Genomic DNA, 24,361 nt, shown 5'->3' with positions numbered 1-24,361 from the left:
ATGAAAGTAACAGAACACATAAAACAAGCAAAAGGGAAAACATTATTTTCTTTTGAAATTGTGCCTCCACAAAAGGGACAAAATATTCAAGAATTATATAATAATATAGACCCATTAATGGAGTTTAAACCTCCTTTTATAGATGTAACAACATCTAGAGAAGAGAATGTATATCTACCTAAAGAAAACGGTTTGTTAGAGAAAAAGATAACTCGTATGCGTCCGGGAACTGTAGGTATTTGTGCTTCTTTAAAGTATAAATATGATGTAGATGCTATTCCACATGTATTATGCGGAGGCTTTACCAAAGAAGAAACAGAATATGTATTAGTAGATTGTCATTATTTAGGATTAGATAATGTAATGGCTTTACGAGGCGATGCTAGAAAAGATGAAGCATATTTTCAGGCTGCCAATGGAGGTAATACATATGCTATAGATTTGGTAGAGCAAATTAATAATTTGAATAATGGTAAGTATTTACATGATATTATAGAAACACCATATAAATCTGACTTTTGTGTAGGGGTTGCCGGTTATCCAGAAAAGCATTTAGAATCTCCTAGTTTAGATACCGATTTAAAGAGGTTGAAAGAAAAAGTAGATGCTGGAGCGCATTATGTAGTAACCCAAATGTTTTTTGATAACCAGAAATATTTCAAGTTTGTAGAAAAAGCTAGAGCAATTGGCATTACAGTGCCTATTCTTCCGGGAATTAAGCCAATAGCCATACAAAGGCATATGCAAATATTGCCACAGGTTTTTAGGTTAGATTTGCCAGAACCGCTAATTGCTGAGGTAGAGAAATGTAAAAACAACAAAGAAATACGCCAAGTAGGAATAGAATGGGCAATACAACAAAGTAAAGAGCTGATTGCTGCAGGTGTGCCTGTAGTACATTATTATTCTATGGGGAAGTCTAGTAATATAGAAGCTATAGCAAAAGAAGTTTTTTAATCACTGGCGATAGCCAAGAATTGATTTCTGGTTATTAGATGTAGTATTTTAATGAATAGTGGTTTTGCCCTCTTGGAGATTTGTCGTAAAATTTGAAGAAAAGTATCCGTGAAATTTTAAGCTGTTTGAAATCCGATTTTATGAGGATTGAGTTCTTAAAATTTAGGATACAAACAATAAATTTAGATAAAGATCCAGAAGGCTAGATTTTTTTGTTTCTTTTTTCATCAATGGAAAAAAGAAATATCTAATTTTACGCTATGACTACACAAAAAGAAATTACATTACCCGCGTTTCCTCGCGGGTTTCATTTAATTACTCAACATATAGAAAGCGCGATTGACTTACCAGAAACAGGTTTGTTACATGTGTTTATAAAACATACTTCTGCAGGCTTAACCATAAACGAAAATGCCGACCCAACGGTAAGAGAAGACTTTGAATCTTCTTTTAACTTATTAGTAAAAGAAAACGAACCTTATTATATACATACTTACGAAGGACCAGATGATATGCCAGCCCATATTAAAACTTCTTTAGTAGGTAGTACAGTAAGTATACCTATAACCAACTATCGTTTAAATTTAGGAACTTGGCAAGGTATATACTTATGTGAATTCCGTAACTATGGTGGGACTAGAAAATTAGTGTTGACGGTTTTGGGTTAATGGTTTTGTGTATAGTTAGTTACGTGTTTAAGTAACTAATTTAGTAAACAAAAACGAACGCGAGAAAATTCCGAAGGAATTTTCCAAATAGGCAACGACCAAAGCAATTAATTATACACGGTATTATGTGCTGGTTTTTATGTTATATTTCAGTTTTGGATTTTTTTCATTCCATTTAGAAACTAATAATTCTTTTAATACTTTCTTATCTATTTCATTTTTTCCTTTACATTCAAATATTTCTCCCTCAAAACTCATTTTACAAAAAACACCTTTCTCTTTATGGTCAAAATGAAAATGAGGTTTATTATCTATGAAATGGTCATTTCCATAAATATTAAAGGTATATCCAAATTTAGACTTCCATTCTTTTACCTTTTCAAGTCCGAAATATCTAGTTCCTTGCTTATGGCTTTCAATAGTCAGACCTTTCTCAAATTGAAATTTAAGCTCATCAAAAGAGCGATTCAAATCGTTAAATTCCACAATTTTATTTTTTCTTAATTTCCTTTTGTGGAATATCACAAATAAAATTATAAGCAGAATAAATAAAATGTAATTGGGTGTTTTCAAGAAGGTACTGGCTTACGTTATATTATTTTTTTTAATTGAGGTGATGTTAATTGGCCTTGATTAAATTTGTCATTATACGTTTTAATTTCCCCATTGATTTCTACCTTAGAGAAGTCAAAGTTGTCCAATTGATTTTTGGACACTAATATATTACCACCAACTCTTTTAAGTGATGATATGTTATGACATGTAGTCTTTCTTAAATTTAAATTTCCTCCTACCTCTTCTAAAGACTCCAAAGCTGCATGTGTATTTTTTAAATTTAAATCGCCGTAAACAATTTTTAATGGTTTGATAGATTTTAAATTTTCTTGATAAACATGATTAGAAAACCACAAATCTCCACCAACTTCGGTTAAATTCCCAAAGTCATTCATTTTACCATCAATGCCTATAGTTCCGTTTATTTTTTCTATTTGTCCAAATGTTTTAATGAAATTTTCTTGTAAAAACCCATGATGACTATGATACTTTTCTTTGACAATCAAATCTCCATTAATAACTTTCGTTGCGAGTACTAAAAAATAATTCCTAATTCCTCTCTCAATTTGTAATAAAAATGGTTTTTGGTTTAATTCAGGTAATTCGAAGAGCGTTTTAAATTCATCCACAATATAACCTGTGGTATCTTTTAACCAATTAGTAACAACTTCTTCTTGGGCTTTTTTATCTAGTTTGAATTTATTTGGAAAATCGGGGGTTTTTACGTTGGAATGATTATGAGTAGAAATAATTAATTCCCCTTTGTTTATGATTCTATCTGTAGTTTCATCAGATTCAATGTTCAATCTATTTAAAATGTCATCTTCCTCTATTTTTATTGAGAAGCTAGCTAGCTTTTTAAATGGAATCCCTTTCAGGTCTATGTAATTGTAAATTTTGGACATTCCGATTATTTTTTTCAGCTTGCATACAATAATGGAATAATAACAATTGTTATTATCTTCATTATGTTTGTTTGAAAATAAAAGTATAAAAAATCTTAAAATATTTTATTTTTCTTTGTGAGAAATGTGAGCTTATCCATTTCCAAATAACAAAAATCACTAACAAGAAAAAACCGTCGACAATAATAAGTGTAATGCTTCCAAAGAGATTCACCAAGGATAAAAAGATATATTTCTTAAGTTAAGATTGAGACCTAATTCTTGTAAAGGCTTTTTAGGTTCTATATGTTTTTAGAAAAAACGATATTTTCATATTCTTTTCCGTTGACATTAAAATTTAACTTTCCAACATTCTTAAATTCATTTTTTTCGTAAAAACGAATAGCTCTTTCGTTTTTTATATAAACGGTAAGCCATATAGTATTTAATTGTAATTTTTTAACTTGTTCTTCAACAAAGTTTAATAACTGCTTTCCAATTTTTAACGGTATAAAATCATTTAAGATGTAAATGCGTTGTAATTGGCAATTGTTTTCTGGTGTTACATTTTTATTTGATGTGTTGAGAACGAGTTTAGCATAACCAACAGGTAAATCATCTACATAAATAATATAAAATAGTTGGTTGGGGTCGTTTATATTCTGTGTTGTTATCACAACAGAAAAACTTTTATCAAGGTATTTAAATACATCGTTTTTGTCTTCTATGTAATGTCCATGAGATTCTGCCCAAGTTAGTCTGCCTAAAAGGGCTAAAATAGTTGTGTCTGTTTTTGTAGCTTTCTTTATCTTAACCATTACTTCTTTTATTTACGCTTAATCTTCTTAAATGGTATCCATGAAGAAAAACAGCTATTGTACAACCAATTATTATTGGCAAAGCACCTATAAGTAATCCGTATAAAATATAACCTGCATTTGCTATTAGTGAAATTAAACGAAGTTTATACTCACCTTTAGTAGACATAGAGTATAGGTTGATAACTAAAGCTGCATAACCAATGCAATCAACTAAAAATGGATTCATATAAGACGATGTTTTTAAATTTTACAATTGTTTCTATACAAATATACAATGTGATTTGTGTATTTTGGTTTGCAAAAAAAAGTAAAATTGTATATTTGTTTTCGATTATATCGAATAATCAATAATAAATTTTTGATAGCAATGGATAAGTTGGATAAAAAGATATTAGAAATGCTTAAAATAAATGCAAGAGAGAGCTTTGCTAATATTGGTAAGGAGGTGGGTTTGTCTGCACCAGCTATAGGTAAGCGAGTAAGGCAAATGGAAGAAGAAGGTATAATAGAAGGTTATGCTTTAAAAGTGAATCATGAAAAATTAGGAATAGAAACCAAAGCTTACATAACATTAGTTTTGCATCAAGGACCAAGAGGAACATCTTATGCTCAACAACAAATACGAGCAATGGAAGAAGTACAAAGTTGCGATAGGATCACAGGTGATGATTGTTTATGTGTTCTAGGTTATTTTAGAAATAATAAACACCTTATTTCTTTTCTTGAAAGAATTTCTGAGTATGGTGCATCTAAGACAAATATTATTTTAGAAGTCTAATTTATTTTGCTTGTAAAGCTATTTGTTACTTTATGAGGGCTAAATGCAATGTGAGAAAAGGCTATTACTGAAATGATTATATTTGCTTACCCTAATACTGCTATGAAAAAAATATTCAGTCTTTTAAGCCTTTTTTTAATGTGTTGGTCTTTTGCTCAAGAAGAACAACCTACCAATGCTAGTACTATAGATGTAAACTATTTTTACGGTACTATTGCCAATCATAACTCAGATATCTTACATTTAATTCAAGGGCATCCAGAAGGAATGATTTTGAGTTGGAATAAAAAGACTTTTGGTAAGCAGTCTTGGCAAGAACGATTCAATTACCCAGATGTAGGGTATTCTTTTGCTTATCAGGATTTAAAAAATGAATATCTAGGAAAAAACTTTTCGTTGTATGCTCATTATAATTTTTATTTCTTAAAAAGAAATTTAATGTTGCGTATTGGTCAAGGATTAGCATATACAACCAATCCGTACGATTCAGAAACCAACCATAGAAATGTGGCTTTTGGAACTCATATAATGAGTAGCACTTATTTAATGCTTAATTATAAAAAAGAGCGTTTGTTTAAAACGCCTTTTGGTTTACAGGCTGGCTTATCGTTAATACATTATTCTAATGCCAATGTAAAAGCACCAAATACGAGTATCAATTCAATAACAGCGAATATAGGTATTACCTATAGTTTAGGAGCAGATAATATTGACTTCATTCATACAGAAAAGAACAATGCTGCTTACAAAGAAAAACTAGGTTATAATATAGTTTTTAGGGCAGGTATTAATCAGAGTGATGTAATAGGAACCAGGCAATTTCCGTTTTATATTCCTGCTTTTTATGTAGATAAGCGTATTGGGCAATTAAGTGCTTTTCAAGCTGGTGCTGAAGTGTTTTTTAGCCGATTTTTAAAAGAAGATATTAAATATAATTCGGTTGCTTTTCCAGAAAGAAATATAGATCCAGAAACAGATTACAAACGTATTGGGTTATTTGTAGGGCATGAATTGTTTATTAACAAATTGTCTGTAGAGACACAGTTAGGATATTATGTATACTATCCTTACGAATTTGAAAAAAGAGTTTACGTAAGAGTTGGGCTTAAAAGGTACTTTGGGAAACGATATTTTGGTATAGCAAGTTTAAAGGCTCACGGAGCAGCAGCAGAAGCGGTAGAGTTTGGTATAGGAATGCGTTTAGGGGGAAATAAAAAAAATAATCATGATGAATAAGATTATATATAGTTTGTTAGTGCTCGTAATATTTTGGTCTTGCGATTCAGAAAGTGTGAATGATTGTTTTCAGCAATCAGGAACCATTATTACTCAAGAAATAGACGTGCCCGTTTTTACCAAAATTCGGGTGAATAGAGATGTCTCTTTAGTTTTAAAAGAAGGACTTGTACAAGAAGTAAAAGTAGAAACTGGGGAGAACTTATTAAATGATGTAGAATTTATAGTAAGTGGCGACTGGTTAACAATTACTGATAATAATACATGTAATTTTGTAAGAGATTATAATGTAACAAAAGTATATGTTACAGTGCCAAATTTACTAGAAATATTAAGTTCTACTCAGTTTGAAATAAATTCAGATGGTGTATTAAATTTTGAAAACTTAAATATTATATCTGAAAACTTTATTCATACATCTGTTAATGCGGTAGGTGATATATATTTAAACCTCAATTCACAAAATATTGAAGTAGTTGGAAACAATTTGACAAACTTTACTTTGGAAGGAGTAGTGAGTGATTTGAAAGTAAATTTTGCTTCTGGAGATGGAAAATTAAACGCTAGAGATTTAGTAGCTAATAAAGTAGATGTATTTCATAGAGGGACTAATACAATTACAGTAAATCCTATCCAAGAATTGTCTGCAGAATTAAGGAGTACAGGAGATCTTATAGTTGTAAATGAACCACCCGTTACAGATATAGAAGAGCATTATACAGGAGAAGTGATTTTTGAATAATGCCATCTATATATCAAGTCATAGCATCCTTTTTTAAGAGAGAACAAAAGAAAGAAGTGGGGTTTCTGCGTATTCATCAATTATTGAAAGAGCTAGTTGGTAAAGAAGTTGTTCCAGGAATAGGAATGATGGTGAGTCATAAGAGCGAAACTGTTTTTAGTGCTAATTACGGTTACAAGAACTTAAAAAGTAAAGAGCTGGTTTGTAATGAAGAAACTTTATTTAGAATAGCAAGTGTTTCAAAGCCAATTTCTGCATTTGGATTAGCAAAATTAGTCTCTGAGGGTAAGATTAACTTAAAAGATTCTTTATATATCTATTTACCAGATTTTCCTAAAAATCTAGCTGATATACGCATAGAGCAATTAGCTAATCATACTTCGGGTTTTAGAGCTAATACCAATAAAGAGTTTTTTAATGATAAGCCTTTATCAATTCAAGAAGGGTTAGCCTTTATAAAAAAAGAAAATTTACTTTTCGAACCAGGAACAGATTATAATTACAGTAGCTATAACTGGAATGTTTTATCGGCTGTAATAGAAGAAGTAATTCAGAAGCCTTTTGAAGTTTTTATGGAAAAAGAAGTGTTACATCCATTAAAAATGATGAATACGATTCCAGATAAAAACGAAAGTTTAGAAAACCAAGCTACTCCATATAAAAAGATTAGAGGAGGTTTAAAAGAAACTAGAGCGGTGCATAATTTTTACAAGTTAGCAGGAGGAGGTTACTTGTCTACTGTAGCAGATATAACGAGGTTTGGTAATGCTGTTTTAAAGAATAAAAACTTGTTAAGAGACTTTTTGAAACAACAGTTTGTTAAAGGTGTAAATACATATTACGGTTTAGGTTTTCAGGTGACAGAAGATAATAAAGGAAGAAAGTATGTAGGGCACGAAGGTAATGGCTTAGGTGGGTATGCTATGTTATATGTGTATCCAGATTCAGATTTGGTAATTACTATTTTAATGAATTGTTCTAACCCAAATAAACGAGATGTTTTTACAGAGATAGTAGATACAGTGTTCAATGAGTTAGACTTATCTAATATCTAATATCTAATATCTATTTATACCCTATATCTTCACTCAAGGCTATTTTACTTTTTGTAAAGTTACCTGTTCCAAAGGCAATTACTTTTCCAGCTTCATTAAACAAAGTAGCTTCTGCAACAAATAAATTCCTAGACTTAAACTTTACTTTACCAATGGCAGTTATCTTTCCAGAACTTACAGGTCTGGTAATGTTTATGTTAAATGATGTGGTTAGTACAAAAGTATCTGTAACTATAGAGTTAACAGCAAAAAAAGCGGCATCGTCTAATAACTTAAAATAAACAGATCCGTGTATAGCACCTAAGGCATGAAAATAATCCTCGTTAATAGTTAAGCCTATTTCAGCTGTTTCATTAGAAATAGAACAGGTAGTAGAACTATAAAGTTTAGTATTTACATTGGCTTGTAAATACATATTAGTTAGCTTCTGGTAGTGTTTTTTTTGGTGCAACAGTTGTATATTATTTGGTTAATTCTCTAAACAAACTTTCTAAGCTATTGTTTTTAGTATCTAGTTTTAGAATTTTTAATTCGTTTTTAGCAGCAAAATCAAAAATAGCTGCGCGCATATCTTCTTGGGTGTCAAAAGTTAATTCCCAAACCATGTCATACGTGTTTTTAGCATCGATAATGTTGGGTAAGCGTTTCATTAACACATCTTCTACTCGGTAATCAAATTCAACTTCAATTATTTGCTGTTGATCTTTCTTTAAGTCTACTAAACTTGCATCGGCTACTAATTCACCTTTGTTAATAATAATAACACGATCGCAAATAGCTTCAACCTCTTGCATAATATGAGTAGATAAGAAAACAGTTTTTTCTTTTCCAACGTTTTTAATTAATTCTCTTATCTCGACTAGTTGATTGGGATCTAATCCAGTAGTTGGTTCGTCTAGTATCAATACATCAGGGTTGTGTAACAAAGCATTGGCAAGTCCAACACGTTGTCTGTATCCTTTAGAAAGTTGATTGATTTTTTTGTGAGACTCTGGAGTTAAACCAGTAAGGTTAATAACTTCTTCAATTCGTTCTTTAGGGGTATTATAGACTGAGGCATTAAAGTGTAAATATTCTTTTACATACATATCTAAGTACAAAGGATTGTGTTCTGGTAAATACCCTACACTTTTTTGTACTTCTTTTTCTTGCTCGTTAACATCAAATTCATTTACAGAAGCTTCACCTTCAGTAGCTTGAATGTAGGTGGTTAAAATTTTCATCATTGTAGATTTTCCAGCTCCGTTAGGTCCTAGAAACCCAACAATTTCTCCTTTGTTAACAGAAAAGGAAATATTGTTTAACGCTTTTTGTTCTCCGTATAGTTTAGATATGTTGCTAACTGATATTGACATGATAGTATATTAACCTTAAATGATAAAAAATAAACTAAATAGCTTCTTTTGGCTAAAATTAGAATAAAAAAATTGCTCAGCAATAAAAAATTTCTACATTTGTCTTGTAAAACAAAAACAACAATGTTACAAAACACTTGGCAAGGCTTTTATTTTAACTTTTACTTTTTTAGTAAGAGCAGAGGCTTTGTATGTGTTGTTTAAATAAAAGAATAAACAAAAACTAAATATAAAGTCTCGAGTAATCGGGACTTTTTTTATGCTTAAAAGTTTCGGTAGAGCATTAAAAAGTAGAAAAATGAAACAGCAGGTTAAAACAAAAATTGCCATTCAAGGAATTGAAAGTTCTTTCCATCACCAAGCAACCAATATGTTGTTAGGTGAGGAACAAGTTGAGTTAGTTAAGTGCGAATCTTTTCAAGAGGTTGCTAACCAGTTAACGGGTTATAAATCAGATTTTGCGGTAATGGCTATTGAAAATACTATAGCAGGTTCTATTTTACCTAACTATAATTTGATTGATGCTTATGACCTGGAAATCATAGATGAAGTGTATTTAAATATTCAAATGCATTTAATGGCTTTAGGAGAAGATTCTATTCACGATATAAAAGAAGTACATTCTCACCCAGTAGCTTTATTACAGTGTAAAGAATACTTAAGAAAGTTTCCGCCTCAATTTAAAGTAATTGAAGGAAAAGACACTGCATCTGAAGCAAAACGTATTAAAGAACAAAACTTAAGAGGAGTTGCTGCAATAGCAGGAGAACAAGTAGCTAAAGAGTTTGGGTTAAAGATATTAGATAGCAATATTCAAAGCATGAAGGATAATAAAACGAGATTTGTTTTATTAGGTAGAAAACAAGAAAAAAGAGTAAACAAAGTTAATAAGGCTAGCTTAAAATTCGAATTGTATCACGAAATAGGTAGCTTATCTAATGTATTACAACTATTTAGTACTTTTAAAATTAATTTAACAAAGATTCAATCACTACCAATTATTGGAGAGCCTTGGCAATATGCTTTTTTTGTTGATGTATTATTTGAAGATCATAAATTGTTTGAAGAAGTAACGAATGTATTAGAGAAGGCAGTTAAAGAACTGAAAGTATTAGGAGTGTACAGACATAATAAAGAAAACTTAAAAAGCGAAGTGTTAAAAGTAGAATTAGTAGAAAATGGAAAATAAAAAGATATATAGAAATTGGTTAGACAAAATGGAATTGTCTCACCCATTAGTAATAGCAGGACCTTGTAGTGCAGAAACTGAAGAACAAGTATTAACTATTGCACATCAGTTAAAAGATACAGACGCTAATGTATTACGTGCAGGTATTTGGAAGCCAAGAACCAAACCGGGTAATTTTGAAGGAGTAGGAGCTTTGGGATTAAAATGGTTGCAAAGAGCTAAAAAAGAAACAGGAATGATGACCGCTACAGAAGTAGCTAATGCAACTCATGTAGAATTAGCTTTGAAACACGACATAGATGTTTTATGGATTGGGGCAAGAACAACTGTGAGTCCATTTATAGTTCAAGATATTGCAGATGCTTTAAAAGGAACAGACAAAATTGTTTTGGTGAAGAATCCTGTTAATCCAGATTTAGCATTATGGATGGGAGCTTTAGAGCGAATTCATACAGCAGATATTGATAAGTTAGGAGCTATTCATAGAGGGTTCTCTACTTATGAAAAGACGAAATATAGAAACAACCCAGAATGGCAAATCCCAATTGATTTAAAAAATCAATTACCAGATTTACCAATGATATGTGATCCTTCTCATATAGCTGGAAGACGTAAATTGGTATTTGATATTTGTCAAACAGCTTTAGATTTAAATTACGATGGTTTAATGGTAGAAACACATCATACGCCGGATCAAGCTTGGTCTGATGCCAAACAACAGGTAACTCCAGAAACCTTAGTTCAGATGATGATCGATTTAAAAGTTCGTAAAAAGGCTACTAGTAGTGAAGATTATTTACAAAAATTAAGTTTGCTAAGAGCTAATATAGACGTGTTAGATGAAAAACTAATTGATATTATGGGACAACGAATGGGGGTTTCAGATCAAATAGGAATATTAAAGAAAGAAAGTAATGTTTCGATATTGCAAACCAACCGTTGGAACGAAATTTTAGGTAAAATGATTTTAAGAGGAGAGGAAAGTGGTTTGAGTGAAGAATTTACATTAAAGGTGTTTAAGGCTATTCATCAAGAATCAATAAATCATCAGAAAAAAGTTATTAATAAGTAGAGTTGTTTTTAAGGTGAATAAAAAAATAGCCAGATCAAAAAATATCTGGCTATTTTAAAGTGAGTCAAATTAAGACTGTTGTTTATTTCTTTTAAAAATGAAACGAGTAATAAAAATACCTTTACCGTCTCCTTTACCACCTTCACTTTCTACAGCACTAGTAACAAAAGCAAGTTCCCAACCTTCTTCAATCATAGTATTAACTTTAGAAGTTAAAACAGCATCATTAGCAGCAATGTTCTGGAAACGAATTCCACCTAAGTTGTAGAAGTTTAAAAGTTTAGTTTCTTCAAAGTTTCTAACTCTTATTTCGTCTCTTTTAGATTTGTTTCTTTTGTCTTCTTTTTTATCTTCTGTACGTTGAGAAGTAAAGTCCTTGTAGTTTCTTTCATCAGATGAAGATACAATTCTAGATCTTCCTAATCCGTTAGGAACGATAGATTCAACACTAGTAATGATTTTGTACTCAACTTGAGCATTAGTTTCAGTAAAAGAGATAAAAATAAAGGCTACAAGTAATAATAGTTTTTTCATAATAAATGAATTTAATATTTAAATTAGATGCGAATATACATTTTCTTCAATAGAAAAGTCGTTATTTTGTATTTGAAATTTAAACAGTAAAAATGACAGGAATTGTTTACAAATCTACTGGTAGTTGGTATGTGGTAAAAACTGCATCTAATACTGTTTATAAGTGTAGGATAAAAGGGAAGTTCAGAATACAAGGAATTAAAAGTACCAATCCATTAGCTGTTGGCGATAGTGTTGATTTTGACCTAGAAACCAAGAATAACGAAACTACTGGAGTTATTCATACTATACATGATAGGAAAAATTATATCGTTCGTAAATCGGTAAATTTATCTAAGCGTACACATATTATTGCTTCTAATATAGATCAAGTTTTTTTATTGATAACATTAAATAATCCTCCAACGTTTACAGGTTTTATTGATCGTTTTTTAGTTACTACGGAAGCCTATCAGATAAAAACAATATTACTGTTTAACAAGATAGATGATTATAATGAAGAGGAGTTGTTCGAAATTAAATATTTGCAACATTTATATAGTAAGATTGGTTACGAATGTATGGAGGTTTCTGCTATAGAGGGTATAGGAGTTTCTAGTGTTAAAGAAAAAATGATAGGTAAAACAAGTATGTTTGCTGGTCATTCAGGTGTAGGGAAATCAACATTGGTAAATGCTATAGAACCTAATCTAGATTTAAAAACAAAAGAAATTTCTGAGCAGCATAAACAAGGACAGCATACAACTACTTTTGCAGAAATGTTCGATTTATCTTTCGATGCTAGAATTATTGATACTCCAGGTATTAAAGGGTTTGGTATTGTAGATATGGAAAAAGAAGAAATAGGCGATTTTTTTCCAGAATTTTTTGAGCGAAAGCAAGACTGTAAATTTAATAATTGTTTGCATATAGACGAACCTAAATGTGCCGTTAAAGATGCAATTGAAGCTGACGAGATTCCTTATTCTAGATATAAAAGCTATTTACAAATAATAGCAGGAGACGAAGAGCATTATAGGGTAGACGAATATAAAAGAGAGTAAAATGCGCGCAGTTATACAAAGAGTTTCAGAAGCATCGGTTGTCATAGAAGACTCTGCGGTTGCTCAGATTAAAAAAGGCTTATTGGTGCTATTAGGTATTGAAGATTTAGATTCTGAAGAAGATATAAGATGGTTATCTAACAAGATAGCTAAAATGAGAATTTTTTCTGATGAGAATGGGTTGATGAATAAGTCAATTCAGGAAATAGAAGGAAATATAATAGTGGTTAGTCAGTTTACCTTGTTTGCAAGTACAAAAAAAGGTAATAGGCCAGGATTTACTAGATCAGCAAAACCAGAAATAGCTATTCCTCTATATGAAAAATTTGTTTCAACTTTATCTATAGATACTGTAAGAGAAGTACAAACTGGAGAATTTGGAGCTGATATGAAAGTAAGTTTAATTAATGATGGACCAGTTACAATAACGATTGATACAAAAGATAAAGAATAATGGCATCGGCTTTTGGACACGCTTTAGTTGGTTATACTTTCTCAAAGGTTTTAGATAAAAATCAGTCAGGAATACTGATGGCTTTAGCAATTATATCATCCATACTACCAGATATAGATGTAATATCATTTAAGTTAGGGATATCTTATAATCATTGGCTAGGACACAGAGGGCTAACACATTCCATTCTGTTTTCAATAATTTGGGCATTACTGTTGAGTTTTATTTTTGGAAAACAAAGAAAAGTAATATTCTTTTTGGTGTTATTTCTAGGAACTATGTCTCATGCTATGTTAGATGCAATGACTACTGGCGGCGAAGGAGTAGGTTTTTTAATTCCCTATAATGAAACACGTTATTTTTTTCCTTTTAGGCCTATTCTAGTATCACCAATTGGTGTAGAAAGATTCTTTTCTAAATGGGGTTGGAAGGTTATTTGTAGCGAATTTATATGGATAGGAATTCCTTGCCTAGTTGTTTTAGGTATAAATGTTTTTAAAAACAAAATATTAAATATAAACGCCGAGTAAGTAAGTTAATAAACAAAGAAATGAGATTAATATTACTGTTTGTCATAATAGTCAGTTCTATTACAGTTAAAGCGCAATCTAATTATGCCTTTTCAGAAATTAGTGATGAACTTTTAGAAAACGCTAATGCAGTTGTAAGAGATAATTATACTTTAATAGAGTTAAAAGATTTAGATGAAATGGTAATTACTGAAAAGAAAGTGATTACTGTTTTAAATAGGTTTGGAGATAAATTATTAGATACATATGTATATTATGATGATTCTAGTAAAGTTTTGAGTTTATCAGCATTGATATTAGATGCTAATGGAAAAGAAATAGTTAAAAAAAAGTATTCTGATTTTTTGGACGTTAGTGCAGTAAGTGGCGGACAGATGTATACAGATAATAGAGTTAAATATTTAGACTATACGCCGTTATCATACCCTTATACTGTAGTGTTTAATTACAAACTAAAAGAAAAATCAACTGCTTTTATTAAAAGTTGGTATCCGGTAGATAGTTATTATTTGAGTGTAGAAGAGAATAAGTACGAGTTTATTAATCATACAGCTTCTAAACATAAATTTAAAAGCTTGAATACTGATTTTTTAGATTTTACAATTTCAGAAGAAAATAATGGATTAATTTTTTCATCAGAGAAATTAAAAGCTATAAAAAGAGAAGAAAGAAGCCCAAGTTTTAACGAAATTTTCCCTAAAGTACTTGTAGCTATTAATGACTTTAGTATAAAAGGAAAAAAAGGGAATTCTAAAAACTGGACTGATTTTGGAATTTGGCAATATAACGATCTATTAACAGGAAGAGACAATTTGAAAGAAAAAACAGTTGAAGAAGTAAAGCAACTGTTGGAGGGAGTTAATGATAAGAAAGAGAAGGTTAAAAGGGTATATAGGTATATGCAGGATAGAACTCGATATGTAGGAGTTCAATTAGGAATAGGAGGTTGGCAGCCAATTAATGCAGATGAGGTTGATAGGGTTAAATATGGAGATTGTAAAGGATTGACAAATTATACTAAGGCATTGTTGAAAAGTCAAGGACTTGAATCATATTATACGATAGTTTATGCTGGAGATAAAAGAAATATAGACAAACAATTTTCTAGTATGCAAGGGAATCATGTCATATTAAATGTTCCTCTAGAAAACGAAGAAGTATGGCTAGAATGTACAAGCCAGACTAAACCATTTAATTTTTTAGGTGATTTTACAGCAGATAGAGATGTTTTAGTCGTTACTCCAAATGGGGGGGAGATTAAACGTACACCTACTTATGGAGAAGAAATCAATACTTTAACAACAAAAGCTAAAGTGCTAATTAATTCTGAAGGAAAAGTCGAATCTAAGGTGGTCTTAAATTCTAAAGGACTTCAGTATGATAATAGAACTTATATTATACCTCTTTCAGAAGATAAGAAAGAATTGGTGTATTTAGATAGATGGGATTATTTAAATGGGTTAAAATTAAATAGTATACATATTGTAGAGAATAAAGATAGTATTGAGTTAACTGAAGATATAAGCTTAAGTATTGACAATTATATAACTCAAGTAGGAGATAAATTGATGGTTCAATTGAATATGTTTAATAGAGTAACTAGTATTCCAATGAATTATGAAAATCGTAGGTTGCCATTTAAAATAAGTATGTCTTATAAAGATATAGATGAGTATAGTTATCAGATTCCTGATGGAATGAAAGTTACCTCTTTACCTGAAGAGGTTGAAATTATGAGCGACTTTGGATATTATAGAATGTCAGTGTATAAAACAAAAGAAGAAAAAATAGTATACAAAAGAGAAATGGTAATGAAAGAGGGTGTTTTTCCCAAAGAAAAATATGATGAGTATAGAGGTTTTTTAAAAAAAATTAAAAAGAAAGATAAATTAAAAATTTTAATAGAAAAAAGTAAATAATGGGGAAAAGAATTTTATTCGTAGCTTTTTTAACGGTAATAACTATAGCTAACGCTCAGGATTATAAATTTGGAAGAGTTTCAAAAGAAGAATTAAATGAGAAGAAATGTTCAATTGATAGTTCAGCCAATGCAGCTATATTATACAGTAAATTAAGAATTACATATAATTATGGTCAAGATGAAGGTTTCTATAAGAATATAGAAGTTTTTAAAAGAATAAAAATATATGACAAGGAAGGTTTTGACTGGGCAAAAGAAAGCGTTTTGCTATATAATAAGAGTGGGAAAACAAGGGAAAGTATTGCTGGCTTAAAAGCAGTTTCTTATAACTTAGTAAATGGTAGTGTTGAAAAAAGTAAAATGACTAAATCTGATATTTTTGAGGAAAATAAAAATAAATATTGGAAACAGGTTAAGTTCGCCCTACCTAATATTAAGGAAGGGAGTGTTTTAGAGTATAAGTATAATATAAAATCTCCTTTTGTTAGTACAATAGATGATATAGAGCTTCAAGCTGAAATACCAATTATGCTTTCGGATGTTAGAATTAATATTCCTGAATATTTTACATATAAAATTCATAATAACATTAAAAGTGGATTAACTCCAGAAATTATAGAAACTTTCCAGCCTAGAACTGTCCTTGTTAAGTGGGAAGGGCTTCCTCAACAAGGAGGCTATATCCCAAAGTATGAGAAGAATTTAGAATTTAATGACATTATTTATACCGTATCAATGAAGGATACACAGGGAATGCCAATAGAACCTTATACCTCTAATATAGATAATTTTAAATCTAAGCTGTCTTTTGAATTGTTAGCTTTTAAATCATTTAATAACCAAATTAAAAATTACTCGGTTGATTGGGATACTGTTGTAAAAGTTATTTACGGAAATGACTCTTTTGGAGCTCAGTTAAGTAAAGAGTCTTATTTTAAAAAAGAAATAGATGCTTTATTATTAGGTGTATCAACTAAGCAAGACAAAATAAATAAGATCTTTAGTTTTGTGAAGTCAAAAGTAAAGTGGAATGATTTTATAGGTGTTTATACTTCTGAAGGAGTAAAAAAAGCTTATAACGAAGGTGTTGGTAATGTTGCAGAAATTAACCTAATGTTAACTGCTATGTTGCGTTATGCGGGAATATCAGCCAATCCGATTTTAGTGTCTACTAAATCTAATGGGGTGCCTTTATTTCCAACTAGAAAAGGATTTAACTATGTGATATGTGGAGTTGAAGTTCAAGGAGAGGTTCTTTTGTTAGATGCAACCCAACCTTATGCCTCGATTAATAACTTGCCTAATAGAGCATTGAATTGGCAAGGTAGAATTATAAGGGAGCATGGTAGTTCTACATGGGTTAATTTATATCCAAAGAAAAATTCAGTTAATACTTCTATGATTGCTGCAGAGTTAAACCCTGATATGGAAATAGTAGGTAAATTAAGAAGCCAAAAAACGGATTATTTAGCTTTTTATTACAGAAAAAAGAATACAGAAGCTAATACCGAAAGTTTAATGAATAAAATAAAGAAAAATAAAGATATAGAGGTTTCTAACTTAGAAGTTTCTAATGTAAAGGAATTGTCTAAGCCTATATTACAATCCTATGATTTTGTTTTTGAGGAAGGAGTTGAGGAGATTGGTAATGAAATTTATATAGATCCTTTGTTGTTTTTGGCGGAGAAGGAAAATGTTTTTAATCAAGAAAAAAGACGTTATCCTATAGATTTTAAATATCCAATTACAGATAAAACAATAGTTAATTTAAAAATACCAAATGGGTATAAGATTAAATCATATCCTAAAAGTGAAAAAGCGGTAATGGTAGAAAATTTAGGGGCTTATAGTTATTTAGTTAGAGCAAATGGAAATAACATTCAAGTATCTCAGGAATTGAAAATTAACTTCCCAATTATACCTGCAAGTTATTACGATGGTTTGCGAGACACGTACAAAAAAATGATTGAGAAGAACTCTGAAAAAATTGTTTTAGAAAAAATATAATTATGAATATACAAGACGCACAATTAGCGGTTGATGATTGGATAAAAAATCATGGTGTTCGTTATTTTAATGAGTTAACTAATATGGCTCAACTTACAGAAGAAGTTGGAGAAGTGGCTAGAATTATCGCTCGTAGATATGGAGAACAAAGTGAGAAAGAAAGTGATAAAAATAAAGACTTAGGAGAGGAATTGGCGGATGTAGTTTTTGTAGTTTTATGTTTAGCCAATCAAACAGGAGTTAACCTTCAAGAGGCTTTTGATAAAAAGTTGGATCTAAAAACCAAAAGAGATCACGATCGTCATCATAATAACGAAAAGTTAAAGTAGATATGAATCATAAAATTAAGAATACACCAATCTGGAAACTTGGGTTGAGATTTTCAATCGTATTTTTCATCATTTCTGCAATTATTAAAATAATTATGAGTGTGTTGATGAAAGATTTTAGTGACTATGTTAAGACAGAGCAGTTTAGAAATTATATGATTGGTTTAGGAGTATTCTCAATGATCTATGGTTTCCTAATGGCTAGCTTACAAAAAAGAAAAAATAAATAATAATTTTCTTCTTTTAATTAAAAAGAAGAGCATTATGAAAAAACATGAATATACAGCTTCATCAATCTATAGTTGATAATCAAGAATCAGAGGTTATAATTACTGGGTCAAAATCAGAGTCAAATAGGCTATTAATTTTACAAGCCTTATTAAATAAGTTAGAAATTAAAAACTTGTCCAATTCTGATGATACTCAAGTTTTACAAAAAGCATTAAGTTCGTCTGAAAGAGAGATAGACGTTCATCATGCTGGTACAGCAATGCGGTTTTTAACTGCATATTTCTCTATGTTAGAAAATAGAGAGGTATTGTTGACGGGTTCAACTAGAATGCAAGAAAGACCTATTTCGGTTTTAGTTGATGCTTTAAAGGATTTAGGTGCAGACATTCAGTATGAAAAAAAAGAAGGGTATCCACCTTTACTAATAAAAGGGAAAAAACTAACCCAGGACAAGGTTAGTTTGTTAGCCAATGTATCAAGTCAATATATATCGGCTTTACTGTTAATGGGGGCTTTTTTGCCAAATGGACTAGAATTGAATTTAATTGGGAAGGTAACCTCGGTTCCGTACATTAAAATGACTTTACAATTATTAGAACAAGTTGGTGTTAACAGTGATTTTGAAGGTAATTCAATTAAAGTAAAACCAATAATTCATCGACAATCTATCTTAAACAATACATGTTTGACTGTAGAATCAGATTGGAGTTCAGCATCATATTTTTATAGTATTGTAGCATTGTCTGAGCCAGGGACAAAAATTTTGCTATCTACATATAAGGAGCAATCACTTCAAGGAGATTCTTCATTGCAAGATATTTACAAGCAGTTTGGGGTAAGTACTATATTTAAAGAAAATACAATTCTACTTCAAAAATTGAAGGCTGTTAGTGAAGACGTGGTAGTTGATTTAAATTTATCAAATGCTCCAGATATTGCTCAAACTATTGCTGTAACATGTTACGGTTTAGGAGTTGCCTGTAATATAAAAGGTTTACATACCTTAAAAATAAAAGAAACAGATAGGCTAGAAGCATTAAGAGTAGAGTTAAGCAAGTTAGGAGCGAATATAGAAGTTACTAATGAATCACTTCACTTAAAGAAAAGAGAGGGAGAAATAAACGAAAATATCTCAATTGCAACATATCAAGATCATAGAATGGCTATGGCATTTGCTCCACTGGCATTAAAAGTTGGAATTGTTATAGAAGAATGTGAAGTGGTTTCTAAGTCGTATCCGGGTTTTTGGCAAGACTTAAAAAGCATTGGTTTTAAAATAAATAAAATATAATTAGCTATTTACTTGACAACCCCTATGTTGAGGTTGTATATTAGCGCCCAATTAATGTTCTACTAAATATTTATATAAGTAAAATGAAGTTATCACACTTTAATTTCGAGCTGCCAGAAGAAAGGTTAGCAGAGTACCCATCAGAAAATAGAGATGAAGCTCGTTTAATGGTTTTAAACAGAGAAAAGAAGACTATTGAACACAAGTTATTCAAAGATTTAATAGATTATTTTGATGAGGGTGATGTGATGGTGTTGAATAATACGAAAGTATTTCCAGCAAGATTGTTTGGTAACAAAGAAAAAACAGGTGCACGTATTGAAGTATTCTTATTAAGAGAATTAAATGAAGAACAACGTCTTTGGGATGTTTTAGTAGATCCTGCACGTAAAATAAGAATAGGAAATAAATTATATTTTGGTGAAGATCAGACATTGGTAGCCGAAGTAATCGATAATACAACTTCAAGAGGTAGAACCTTACGTTTTTTATATGACGGAAGCTACGAAGAGTTTAGAAAAAAGTTAAATGAATTAGGAGAGACACCTTTACCAAAATATATAAAAAGAGATGTAGAACCAGAAGATCAGGAACGTTACCAAACTATTTATGCTAAGCATGAAGGTGCTGTTGCTGCTCCAACAGCTGGATTACATTTTTCTAAGCACTTATTAAAAAGATTAGAAATTAAAGGTGTAGACTTAGCAGAAGTAACTTTACATGTTGGCTTAGGAACATTCAATGCTGTAGAAGTCGAAGATCTATCTAAGCACAAAATGGATTCTGAACAAATCATTATTGAAGATCCTGCTGTTGAAGTTATAAATGATGCTAAAGCAAAAAAGAGAAGAGTTTGTGCTGTAGGTACAACTGTTATGAGAGCTTTAGAGAGTTCAGTTTCATCTAACCATACTTTAAATGCTTATGAAGGTTGGACAAATAAATTTATTTTCCCTCCTTATGATTTTAGTATAGCTAACTGTATGATTACTAATTTCCATACTCCAAAGTCAACTTTGTTAATGATGATTTCTGCTTTTGCAGGTCATGATTTTGTTTTTGAAGCTTATGAAGAAGCTATAAAAGAGGGATACAACTTTTATAGTTACGGAGATGCGATGCTAATTATTTAGGAAGTATAAAAATTATATAATAAAGCCATCCTTTTAAGGGTGGCTTTTATTTTTGTATTTTTGCCAACTCATGAAGAACGAAAAAAAAGACATTAGGAAATTATCTAAAGAAGAGCTGCGAAACTTTTTTGTTGAGCAAGGAGAAAAGGCTTTTAGAGGTAATCAGGTTTATGAATGGTTATGGTCTAAAGGAGCTCATAGCTTTGATGATATGACTAACATTTCTAAAGCAACAAGAGAAATGTTAGAAGATAATTTTGTTATTAATCATATCATGGTAGATATGATGCAACGTTCATCTGATGGTACAATAAAAAATGCAGTTAAACTTCATGACGGATTAATAGTAGAGTCAGTATTAATACCAACAGCTACACGAACTACTGCTTGTGTATCGAGTCAGGTAGGGTGTAGTTTAGATTGTAAATTCTGCGCAACAGCTAGGTTAAAGCGAATGCGTAATTTAAATCCTGATGAAATTTACGATCAAGTAGTTGCTATAGATAAAGAAAGCAGATTATATCATAACCGCCCGCTTTCAAATATTGTTTTTATGGGTATGGGAGAGCCATTAATGAACTATAAAAACGTATTAGCTGCTATAGATAAGATTACTTCAGATGAAGGCTTAGGAATGTCTCCTAAACGCATTGTTGTTTCTACTTCTGGAGTTCCTAAAATGATTAAAAAACTAGCAGACGATGAGGTAAAGTTTAAGCTAGCTGTTTCGTTACATTCGGCTAGAAATGAAGTCAGAAGTAAAATAATGCCTTTTAACGAGAACTTTCCTTTAGAAGATTTAAGAGAAGCATTAGAGTATTGGTATGCTAAAACCAAAAGCAGGATTTCATATGAATATGTTGTATGGAAAGGGGTAAATGATAAAACAGAAGATATTCAGGCATTAGTTAAGTTTTGTAAATATGTACCTTCTAAAGTAAATTTAATAGAGTATAACCCAATAGATGATGGCGAATTTCAGCAAGCATCTAACGAAGCGTTGAATAGGTATATAGAAACCTTAGAGAAACATAAAATAGCAGTAACTGTTAGAAGATCTAGAGGAAAAGATATTGATGCTGCTTGCGGACAGTTGGCTAATAAATCTTAACAAAAATCTTATAATTTTTAGTAGGTTTGCAGAACTACAATTAGTTTGAATTGAAAATAGTAGAGCAAATAAAACAACCCATACATGCAGAAATGGAACTTTTCGAGCAAAAGTTCTCTAATTCTATGACTTCTAGGGTAGCTCTGCTAAACAAAATAACCCATTATATAGTAAATAGAAAAGGAAAACAAATGCGACCAATGTTTGTTTTTCTAGTAGCTAAAATGGTTTCTGGAGGTTCTGTTAATGAAAGAACATTTAGAGGCGCATCAGTAATAGAATTAATTCATACTGCTACGTTGGTACATGATGATGTTGTAGATGATTCAGATAAGCGTAGAGGTTTCTTTTCAATTAATGCTTTATGGAAAAATAAAATAGCAGTATTAGTAGGAGATTATTTATTATCAAAAGGATTATTGTTGTCTATAGATAATGGTGATTTTGATTTGCTGAAGATTATTTCTGTTGCTGTAAGAGAAATGAGTGAAGGAGAGTTGCTCCAAATAGAAAAGGCGAGAAGATTAGATATTACTGAAGAGGTATATTATGAAATAATTCGCCAGAAAACTGCAACACTTATAGCTGCTTGTTGTGGTTTAGGGGCTTGTGCAGTACATGGCTCTGAAGAAGAGGTAGAGAGAATGCGTAAGTTTGGTGAGTTAATAGGAATGGCTTTTCAGATAAAAGATGATTTATTTGATTATGGAACTACTCAAATTGGTAAACCAACAGGAATAGATATTAAAGAGCAAAAAATGACTTTACCCCTTATCTATGCTTTAAATCAGGCAAATGATAAGGAACGATCTTGGTTAATTAATTCGGTAAAAAAGCATAATAAAAACAAAAAAAGAGTAAATGAAGTTATTGCCTTCGTAAAAGAAAAAGGAGGATTAGAATACGCCGTTTCTAAAATGGTATCCTTCCAAAAAGAGGCTTTAGAATTACTCAATTCATATCCAGACTCTCCTTATAAAGAGTCACTTACATTAATGGTTAATTACGTAATAGAGCGTAAAAAATAATTTTTTTATACCCCAGGCAACCTTTTGCATTATTTTTGCGTCTATATAAATAGAAGGCGTTAAAAAGCTTTTTAATGAGGGTAATATCGTTACATACATCGGAACAAAAAATAATAGCTCAAGCTATCAAAAAGTCGAGGAAGGCTCAAGAGCAATTATATCAATTGCATGCATCTAAAATGCTAAGTGTTTGTAGGTACTATATTAATGATCTACAAGAAGCAGAAGATGTAATGGTAACAGCTTTTTTTAAAGCTTTTCAAAAGTTAAATACTTATGAGGGTGAAGGAAACTTTCAGGGATGGCTTAGAAGAATAACAGTAAATGAGTGTATATCTTTTTTACGAAAGAAAAAACAATTGTCTTTTACTGATGCAATAGAAGAATATAGTAACAATGTAGAAAATTCAATTAATAATTATTTTGATGTTGCCGAGATACAAGAAATGATAGATGATTTACCAGGTGGTTATAAGACAGTTTTTGTTTTATATGCCATAGAAGGTTATAAACATCAAGAAATAGCAGATATGCTGCAGATTTCGTTAAGCACATCAAAATCCCAATTATTTAAAGCAAGGAAGGTTTTGCAAGAGAAAATTAAAGAATTAAATACCATTCATAATGGGACACGATAATATAGATAAAGAAATTAAGAAAAAACTAGAAGGGAGGCTAATAGAGCCAAGTGCTAATGTTTGGGATAAGTTAGATGAGCTTTTAGAAAAAGAAGAAAGTAACAAGAATAAAAGAACTCCTTTTTATTGGGTGGCAGCAAGTGTTGTTTTGCTTTTAGGTTTATTTTTTGTTTTGAACGGAGGGGATGATAATAGAGTTATAGAACCTATTGTAGTTGAAGTAGATAATGAAAAAACCGATATAATAAAAGATGAACTTTTAGTATCGCCAAGTAAAGAAGATGAAAAGCAAGAAGTTTTTGTAGATAAATCTAAAGAAGTAATTGTTAAGCAAAACAAACAGTTAAGGAAAATAGAACAACATATAAAAAAGAACAACCAAGAACTACCAACTGCCTATGAAATAAATGATGTAGGTATTAAAGAGCAGGATGAGTTAATGGTTTCAAGTCATCAACAAGAAGAAAACGTTAATAAGAGCGATTACAGTTTAGATTTAGAAGTAGATTCTCTTTTGGCAGCAGCTACAGCTAGTATTAATTTAGATAAAGAAGAGGAAACTGCTATACCTACAGCTAAAACAACTATAGATCCTAATGCATTACTTGCAGATGTTGAAGAAGAATTAGATATGTCTTTTAAAGAAAAGGTTTTCAAAAAAATAAAAAGCGGATTTAAAAAAACAAAAACAGCCGTTGCTAAACGAAACGACTAACTCATAGTTATAGTGCGCCAAGCACTAATCATCAATCATTATTAAATTTTTAAAACGAATAGTTATGGTAATTATTACACGTAA

The 24,361-nt window shown here is 30.7% G+C and carries 28 protein-coding genes; 21 read left to right on the top strand and 7 right to left on the bottom strand.

All coding sequences use genetic code 11. The features are described 5' to 3' along the window. A complete protein-coding gene (gene metF / locus ACFQ1O_RS05955) occupies positions 1 to 957 on the top strand; it encodes a methylenetetrahydrofolate reductase [NAD(P)H] (RefSeq protein ID WP_377714350.1) in 957 nt (318 codons plus the stop codon). A 260-nt stretch (positions 958 to 1,217) separates the two neighbouring features. After that, positions 1,218 to 1,625: a secondary thiamine-phosphate synthase enzyme YjbQ gene (locus ACFQ1O_RS05950; protein ID WP_377714348.1), complete on the top strand. Its 408-nt coding sequence runs from the start codon at positions 1,218 to 1,220 to the stop codon at positions 1,623 to 1,625. Positions 1,626 to 1,748: 123 nt separating this feature from the next. Here ACFQ1O_RS05950 and ACFQ1O_RS05945 read toward each other — a convergent pair whose 3' ends face one another. From ACFQ1O_RS05945 to ACFQ1O_RS05930, 4 genes are all read right to left on the bottom strand, one after another. After that, positions 1,749 to 2,111, bottom strand: a complete 363-nt coding sequence (locus ACFQ1O_RS05945; RefSeq protein WP_377714346.1) for a hypothetical protein — start codon at positions 2,109 to 2,111, stop codon at positions 1,749 to 1,751. A gap of 104 nt (positions 2,112 to 2,215) precedes the next feature. Next, the gene (locus ACFQ1O_RS05940; protein ID WP_377714344.1) at positions 2,216 to 3,085 is read right to left on the bottom strand and encodes a hypothetical protein; all 870 of its coding nucleotides are present in this window, start codon (positions 3,083 to 3,085) and stop codon (positions 2,216 to 2,218) included. 281 nt (positions 3,086 to 3,366) lie between these two features. After that, on the bottom strand, positions 3,367 to 3,882 hold the full coding sequence (locus tag ACFQ1O_RS05935) for a GNAT family N-acetyltransferase (protein WP_377714342.1): 516 nt from the start codon (positions 3,880 to 3,882) through the stop codon (positions 3,367 to 3,369). Beyond that, the gene (locus tag ACFQ1O_RS05930; protein WP_377714340.1) at positions 3,875 to 4,111 is read right to left on the bottom strand and encodes a hypothetical protein; all 237 of its coding nucleotides are present in this window, start codon (positions 4,109 to 4,111) and stop codon (positions 3,875 to 3,877) included. The genes ACFQ1O_RS05935 and ACFQ1O_RS05930 overlap by 8 nt, the downstream gene beginning before the upstream one ends. 141 nt (positions 4,112 to 4,252) lie before the next feature. Here ACFQ1O_RS05930 and ACFQ1O_RS05925 point away from each other — a divergent pair, with 141 nt between their 5' ends. The 4 genes from ACFQ1O_RS05925 (at position 4,253) to ACFQ1O_RS05910 (ending at position 7,696) form a co-directional block, all read left to right on the top strand. Next, the gene (locus ACFQ1O_RS05925) at positions 4,253 to 4,663 is read left to right on the top strand and encodes an Lrp/AsnC family transcriptional regulator (protein ID WP_377714338.1); all 411 of its coding nucleotides are present in this window, start codon (positions 4,253 to 4,255) and stop codon (positions 4,661 to 4,663) included. A 102-nt stretch (positions 4,664 to 4,765) separates the two neighbouring features. Continuing rightward, complete coding sequence (locus tag ACFQ1O_RS05920; protein WP_377714336.1) at positions 4,766 to 5,899, top strand: acyloxyacyl hydrolase; 1,134 nt, start codon at positions 4,766 to 4,768, stop codon at positions 5,897 to 5,899. Beyond that, positions 5,889 to 6,641: a head GIN domain-containing protein gene (locus tag ACFQ1O_RS05915; RefSeq protein ID WP_377714334.1), complete on the top strand. Its 753-nt coding sequence runs from the start codon at positions 5,889 to 5,891 to the stop codon at positions 6,639 to 6,641. Before ACFQ1O_RS05920 ends, ACFQ1O_RS05915 begins: the two co-directional genes overlap by 11 nt. Further along, complete coding sequence (locus tag ACFQ1O_RS05910; protein ID WP_377714332.1) at positions 6,641 to 7,696, top strand: serine hydrolase domain-containing protein; 1,056 nt, start codon at positions 6,641 to 6,643, stop codon at positions 7,694 to 7,696. The genes ACFQ1O_RS05915 and ACFQ1O_RS05910 overlap by 1 nt, the downstream gene beginning before the upstream one ends. A 10-nt stretch (positions 7,697 to 7,706) precedes the next feature. On the opposite strand, the gene ACFQ1O_RS05905 is transcribed toward ACFQ1O_RS05910, so the two are convergent. Then, entirely contained in the window at positions 7,707 to 8,111 is a 405-nt protein-coding gene (locus tag ACFQ1O_RS05905) for a PaaI family thioesterase (RefSeq protein ID WP_377714330.1), read from the bottom strand. Positions 8,112 to 8,157: 46 nt separating this feature from the next. Next, positions 8,158 to 9,051, bottom strand: a complete 894-nt coding sequence (gldA, locus tag ACFQ1O_RS05900) for a gliding motility-associated ABC transporter ATP-binding subunit GldA (protein ID WP_377714328.1) — start codon at positions 9,049 to 9,051, stop codon at positions 8,158 to 8,160. A gap of 259 nt (positions 9,052 to 9,310) precedes the next feature. On the opposite strand from gldA, the gene ACFQ1O_RS05895 reads away from it, so the two are divergent. After that, a complete protein-coding gene (locus tag ACFQ1O_RS05895; protein WP_377714326.1) occupies positions 9,311 to 10,240 on the top strand; it encodes a prephenate dehydratase in 930 nt (309 codons plus the stop codon). Continuing rightward, a complete protein-coding gene (locus tag ACFQ1O_RS05890) occupies positions 10,230 to 11,312 on the top strand; it encodes a chorismate mutase (protein WP_377714324.1) in 1,083 nt (360 codons plus the stop codon). Before ACFQ1O_RS05895 ends, ACFQ1O_RS05890 begins: the two co-directional genes overlap by 11 nt. A gap of 69 nt (positions 11,313 to 11,381) precedes the next feature. Here ACFQ1O_RS05890 and ACFQ1O_RS05885 read toward each other — a convergent pair whose 3' ends face one another. Beyond that, complete coding sequence (locus tag ACFQ1O_RS05885) at positions 11,382 to 11,846, bottom strand: hypothetical protein (protein ID WP_377714322.1); 465 nt, start codon at positions 11,844 to 11,846, stop codon at positions 11,382 to 11,384. Between the two features lie 92 nt (positions 11,847 to 11,938). Here ACFQ1O_RS05885 and rsgA point away from each other — a divergent pair, with 92 nt between their 5' ends. From rsgA to ACFQ1O_RS05820, 13 genes are all read left to right on the top strand, one after another. Beyond that, positions 11,939 to 12,889: a ribosome small subunit-dependent GTPase A gene (rsgA, locus tag ACFQ1O_RS05880; protein WP_377714320.1), complete on the top strand. Its 951-nt coding sequence runs from the start codon at positions 11,939 to 11,941 to the stop codon at positions 12,887 to 12,889. 1 nt (position 12,890) lies between these two features. Continuing rightward, positions 12,891 to 13,343, top strand: a complete 453-nt coding sequence (gene dtd / locus ACFQ1O_RS05875) for a D-aminoacyl-tRNA deacylase (protein ID WP_377714318.1) — start codon at positions 12,891 to 12,893, stop codon at positions 13,341 to 13,343. Then, positions 13,343 to 13,873: a metal-dependent hydrolase gene (locus tag ACFQ1O_RS05870; protein ID WP_377714316.1), complete on the top strand. Its 531-nt coding sequence runs from the start codon at positions 13,343 to 13,345 to the stop codon at positions 13,871 to 13,873. Before dtd ends, ACFQ1O_RS05870 begins: the two co-directional genes overlap by 1 nt. Before the next feature lie 20 nt (positions 13,874 to 13,893). Further along, positions 13,894 to 15,792, top strand: coding sequence for a DUF3857 domain-containing protein (locus ACFQ1O_RS05865; RefSeq protein WP_377714314.1), 1,899 nt, complete (start codon positions 13,894 to 13,896; stop codon positions 15,790 to 15,792). After that, positions 15,792 to 17,801, top strand: coding sequence for a transglutaminase domain-containing protein (locus ACFQ1O_RS05860; protein WP_377714312.1), 2,010 nt, complete (start codon positions 15,792 to 15,794; stop codon positions 17,799 to 17,801). The genes ACFQ1O_RS05865 and ACFQ1O_RS05860 overlap by 1 nt, the downstream gene beginning before the upstream one ends. Before the next feature lie 2 nt (positions 17,802 to 17,803). Beyond that, positions 17,804 to 18,130 (top strand): nucleotide pyrophosphohydrolase, encoded by a 327-nt coding sequence (locus ACFQ1O_RS05855; RefSeq protein WP_377714310.1) that lies wholly within the window; start codon positions 17,804 to 17,806, stop codon positions 18,128 to 18,130. Between the two features lie 2 nt (positions 18,131 to 18,132). After that, positions 18,133 to 18,360 (top strand): hypothetical protein, encoded by a 228-nt coding sequence (locus ACFQ1O_RS05850; protein ID WP_377714308.1) that lies wholly within the window; start codon positions 18,133 to 18,135, stop codon positions 18,358 to 18,360. Between the two features lie 44 nt (positions 18,361 to 18,404). Continuing rightward, on the top strand, positions 18,405 to 19,652 hold the full coding sequence (locus ACFQ1O_RS05845; RefSeq protein WP_377714306.1) for a 3-phosphoshikimate 1-carboxyvinyltransferase: 1,248 nt from the start codon (positions 18,405 to 18,407) through the stop codon (positions 19,650 to 19,652). A gap of 83 nt (positions 19,653 to 19,735) precedes the next feature. Beyond that, entirely contained in the window at positions 19,736 to 20,785 is a 1,050-nt protein-coding gene (gene queA, locus ACFQ1O_RS05840) for a tRNA preQ1(34) S-adenosylmethionine ribosyltransferase-isomerase QueA (protein WP_377714304.1), read from the top strand. Positions 20,786 to 20,855: 70 nt separating this feature from the next. Further along, positions 20,856 to 21,896 (top strand): 23S rRNA (adenine(2503)-C(2))-methyltransferase RlmN, encoded by a 1,041-nt coding sequence (gene rlmN, locus ACFQ1O_RS05835; protein WP_377714301.1) that lies wholly within the window; start codon positions 20,856 to 20,858, stop codon positions 21,894 to 21,896. A gap of 50 nt (positions 21,897 to 21,946) precedes the next feature. Continuing rightward, on the top strand, positions 21,947 to 22,924 hold the full coding sequence (locus tag ACFQ1O_RS05830) for a polyprenyl synthetase family protein (RefSeq protein WP_377714299.1): 978 nt from the start codon (positions 21,947 to 21,949) through the stop codon (positions 22,922 to 22,924). A gap of 74 nt (positions 22,925 to 22,998) precedes the next feature. Continuing rightward, on the top strand, positions 22,999 to 23,562 hold the full coding sequence (locus ACFQ1O_RS05825; protein ID WP_377714297.1) for an RNA polymerase sigma factor: 564 nt from the start codon (positions 22,999 to 23,001) through the stop codon (positions 23,560 to 23,562). Further along, positions 23,549 to 24,277: a hypothetical protein gene (locus tag ACFQ1O_RS05820; protein ID WP_377714294.1), complete on the top strand. Its 729-nt coding sequence runs from the start codon at positions 23,549 to 23,551 to the stop codon at positions 24,275 to 24,277. Before ACFQ1O_RS05825 ends, ACFQ1O_RS05820 begins: the two co-directional genes overlap by 14 nt. Positions 24,278 to 24,361 lie beyond the last annotated feature (84 nt).

The organism is Pseudofulvibacter geojedonensis (assembly GCF_042675745.1).
GTDB classification, from domain to species: domain Bacteria; phylum Bacteroidota; class Bacteroidia; order Flavobacteriales; family Flavobacteriaceae; genus Pseudofulvibacter; species Pseudofulvibacter geojedonensis.
The sequence above is the reverse complement of the archived record's forward strand: the minus strand, read 5'-3'. Positions and strand labels throughout refer to the sequence as shown.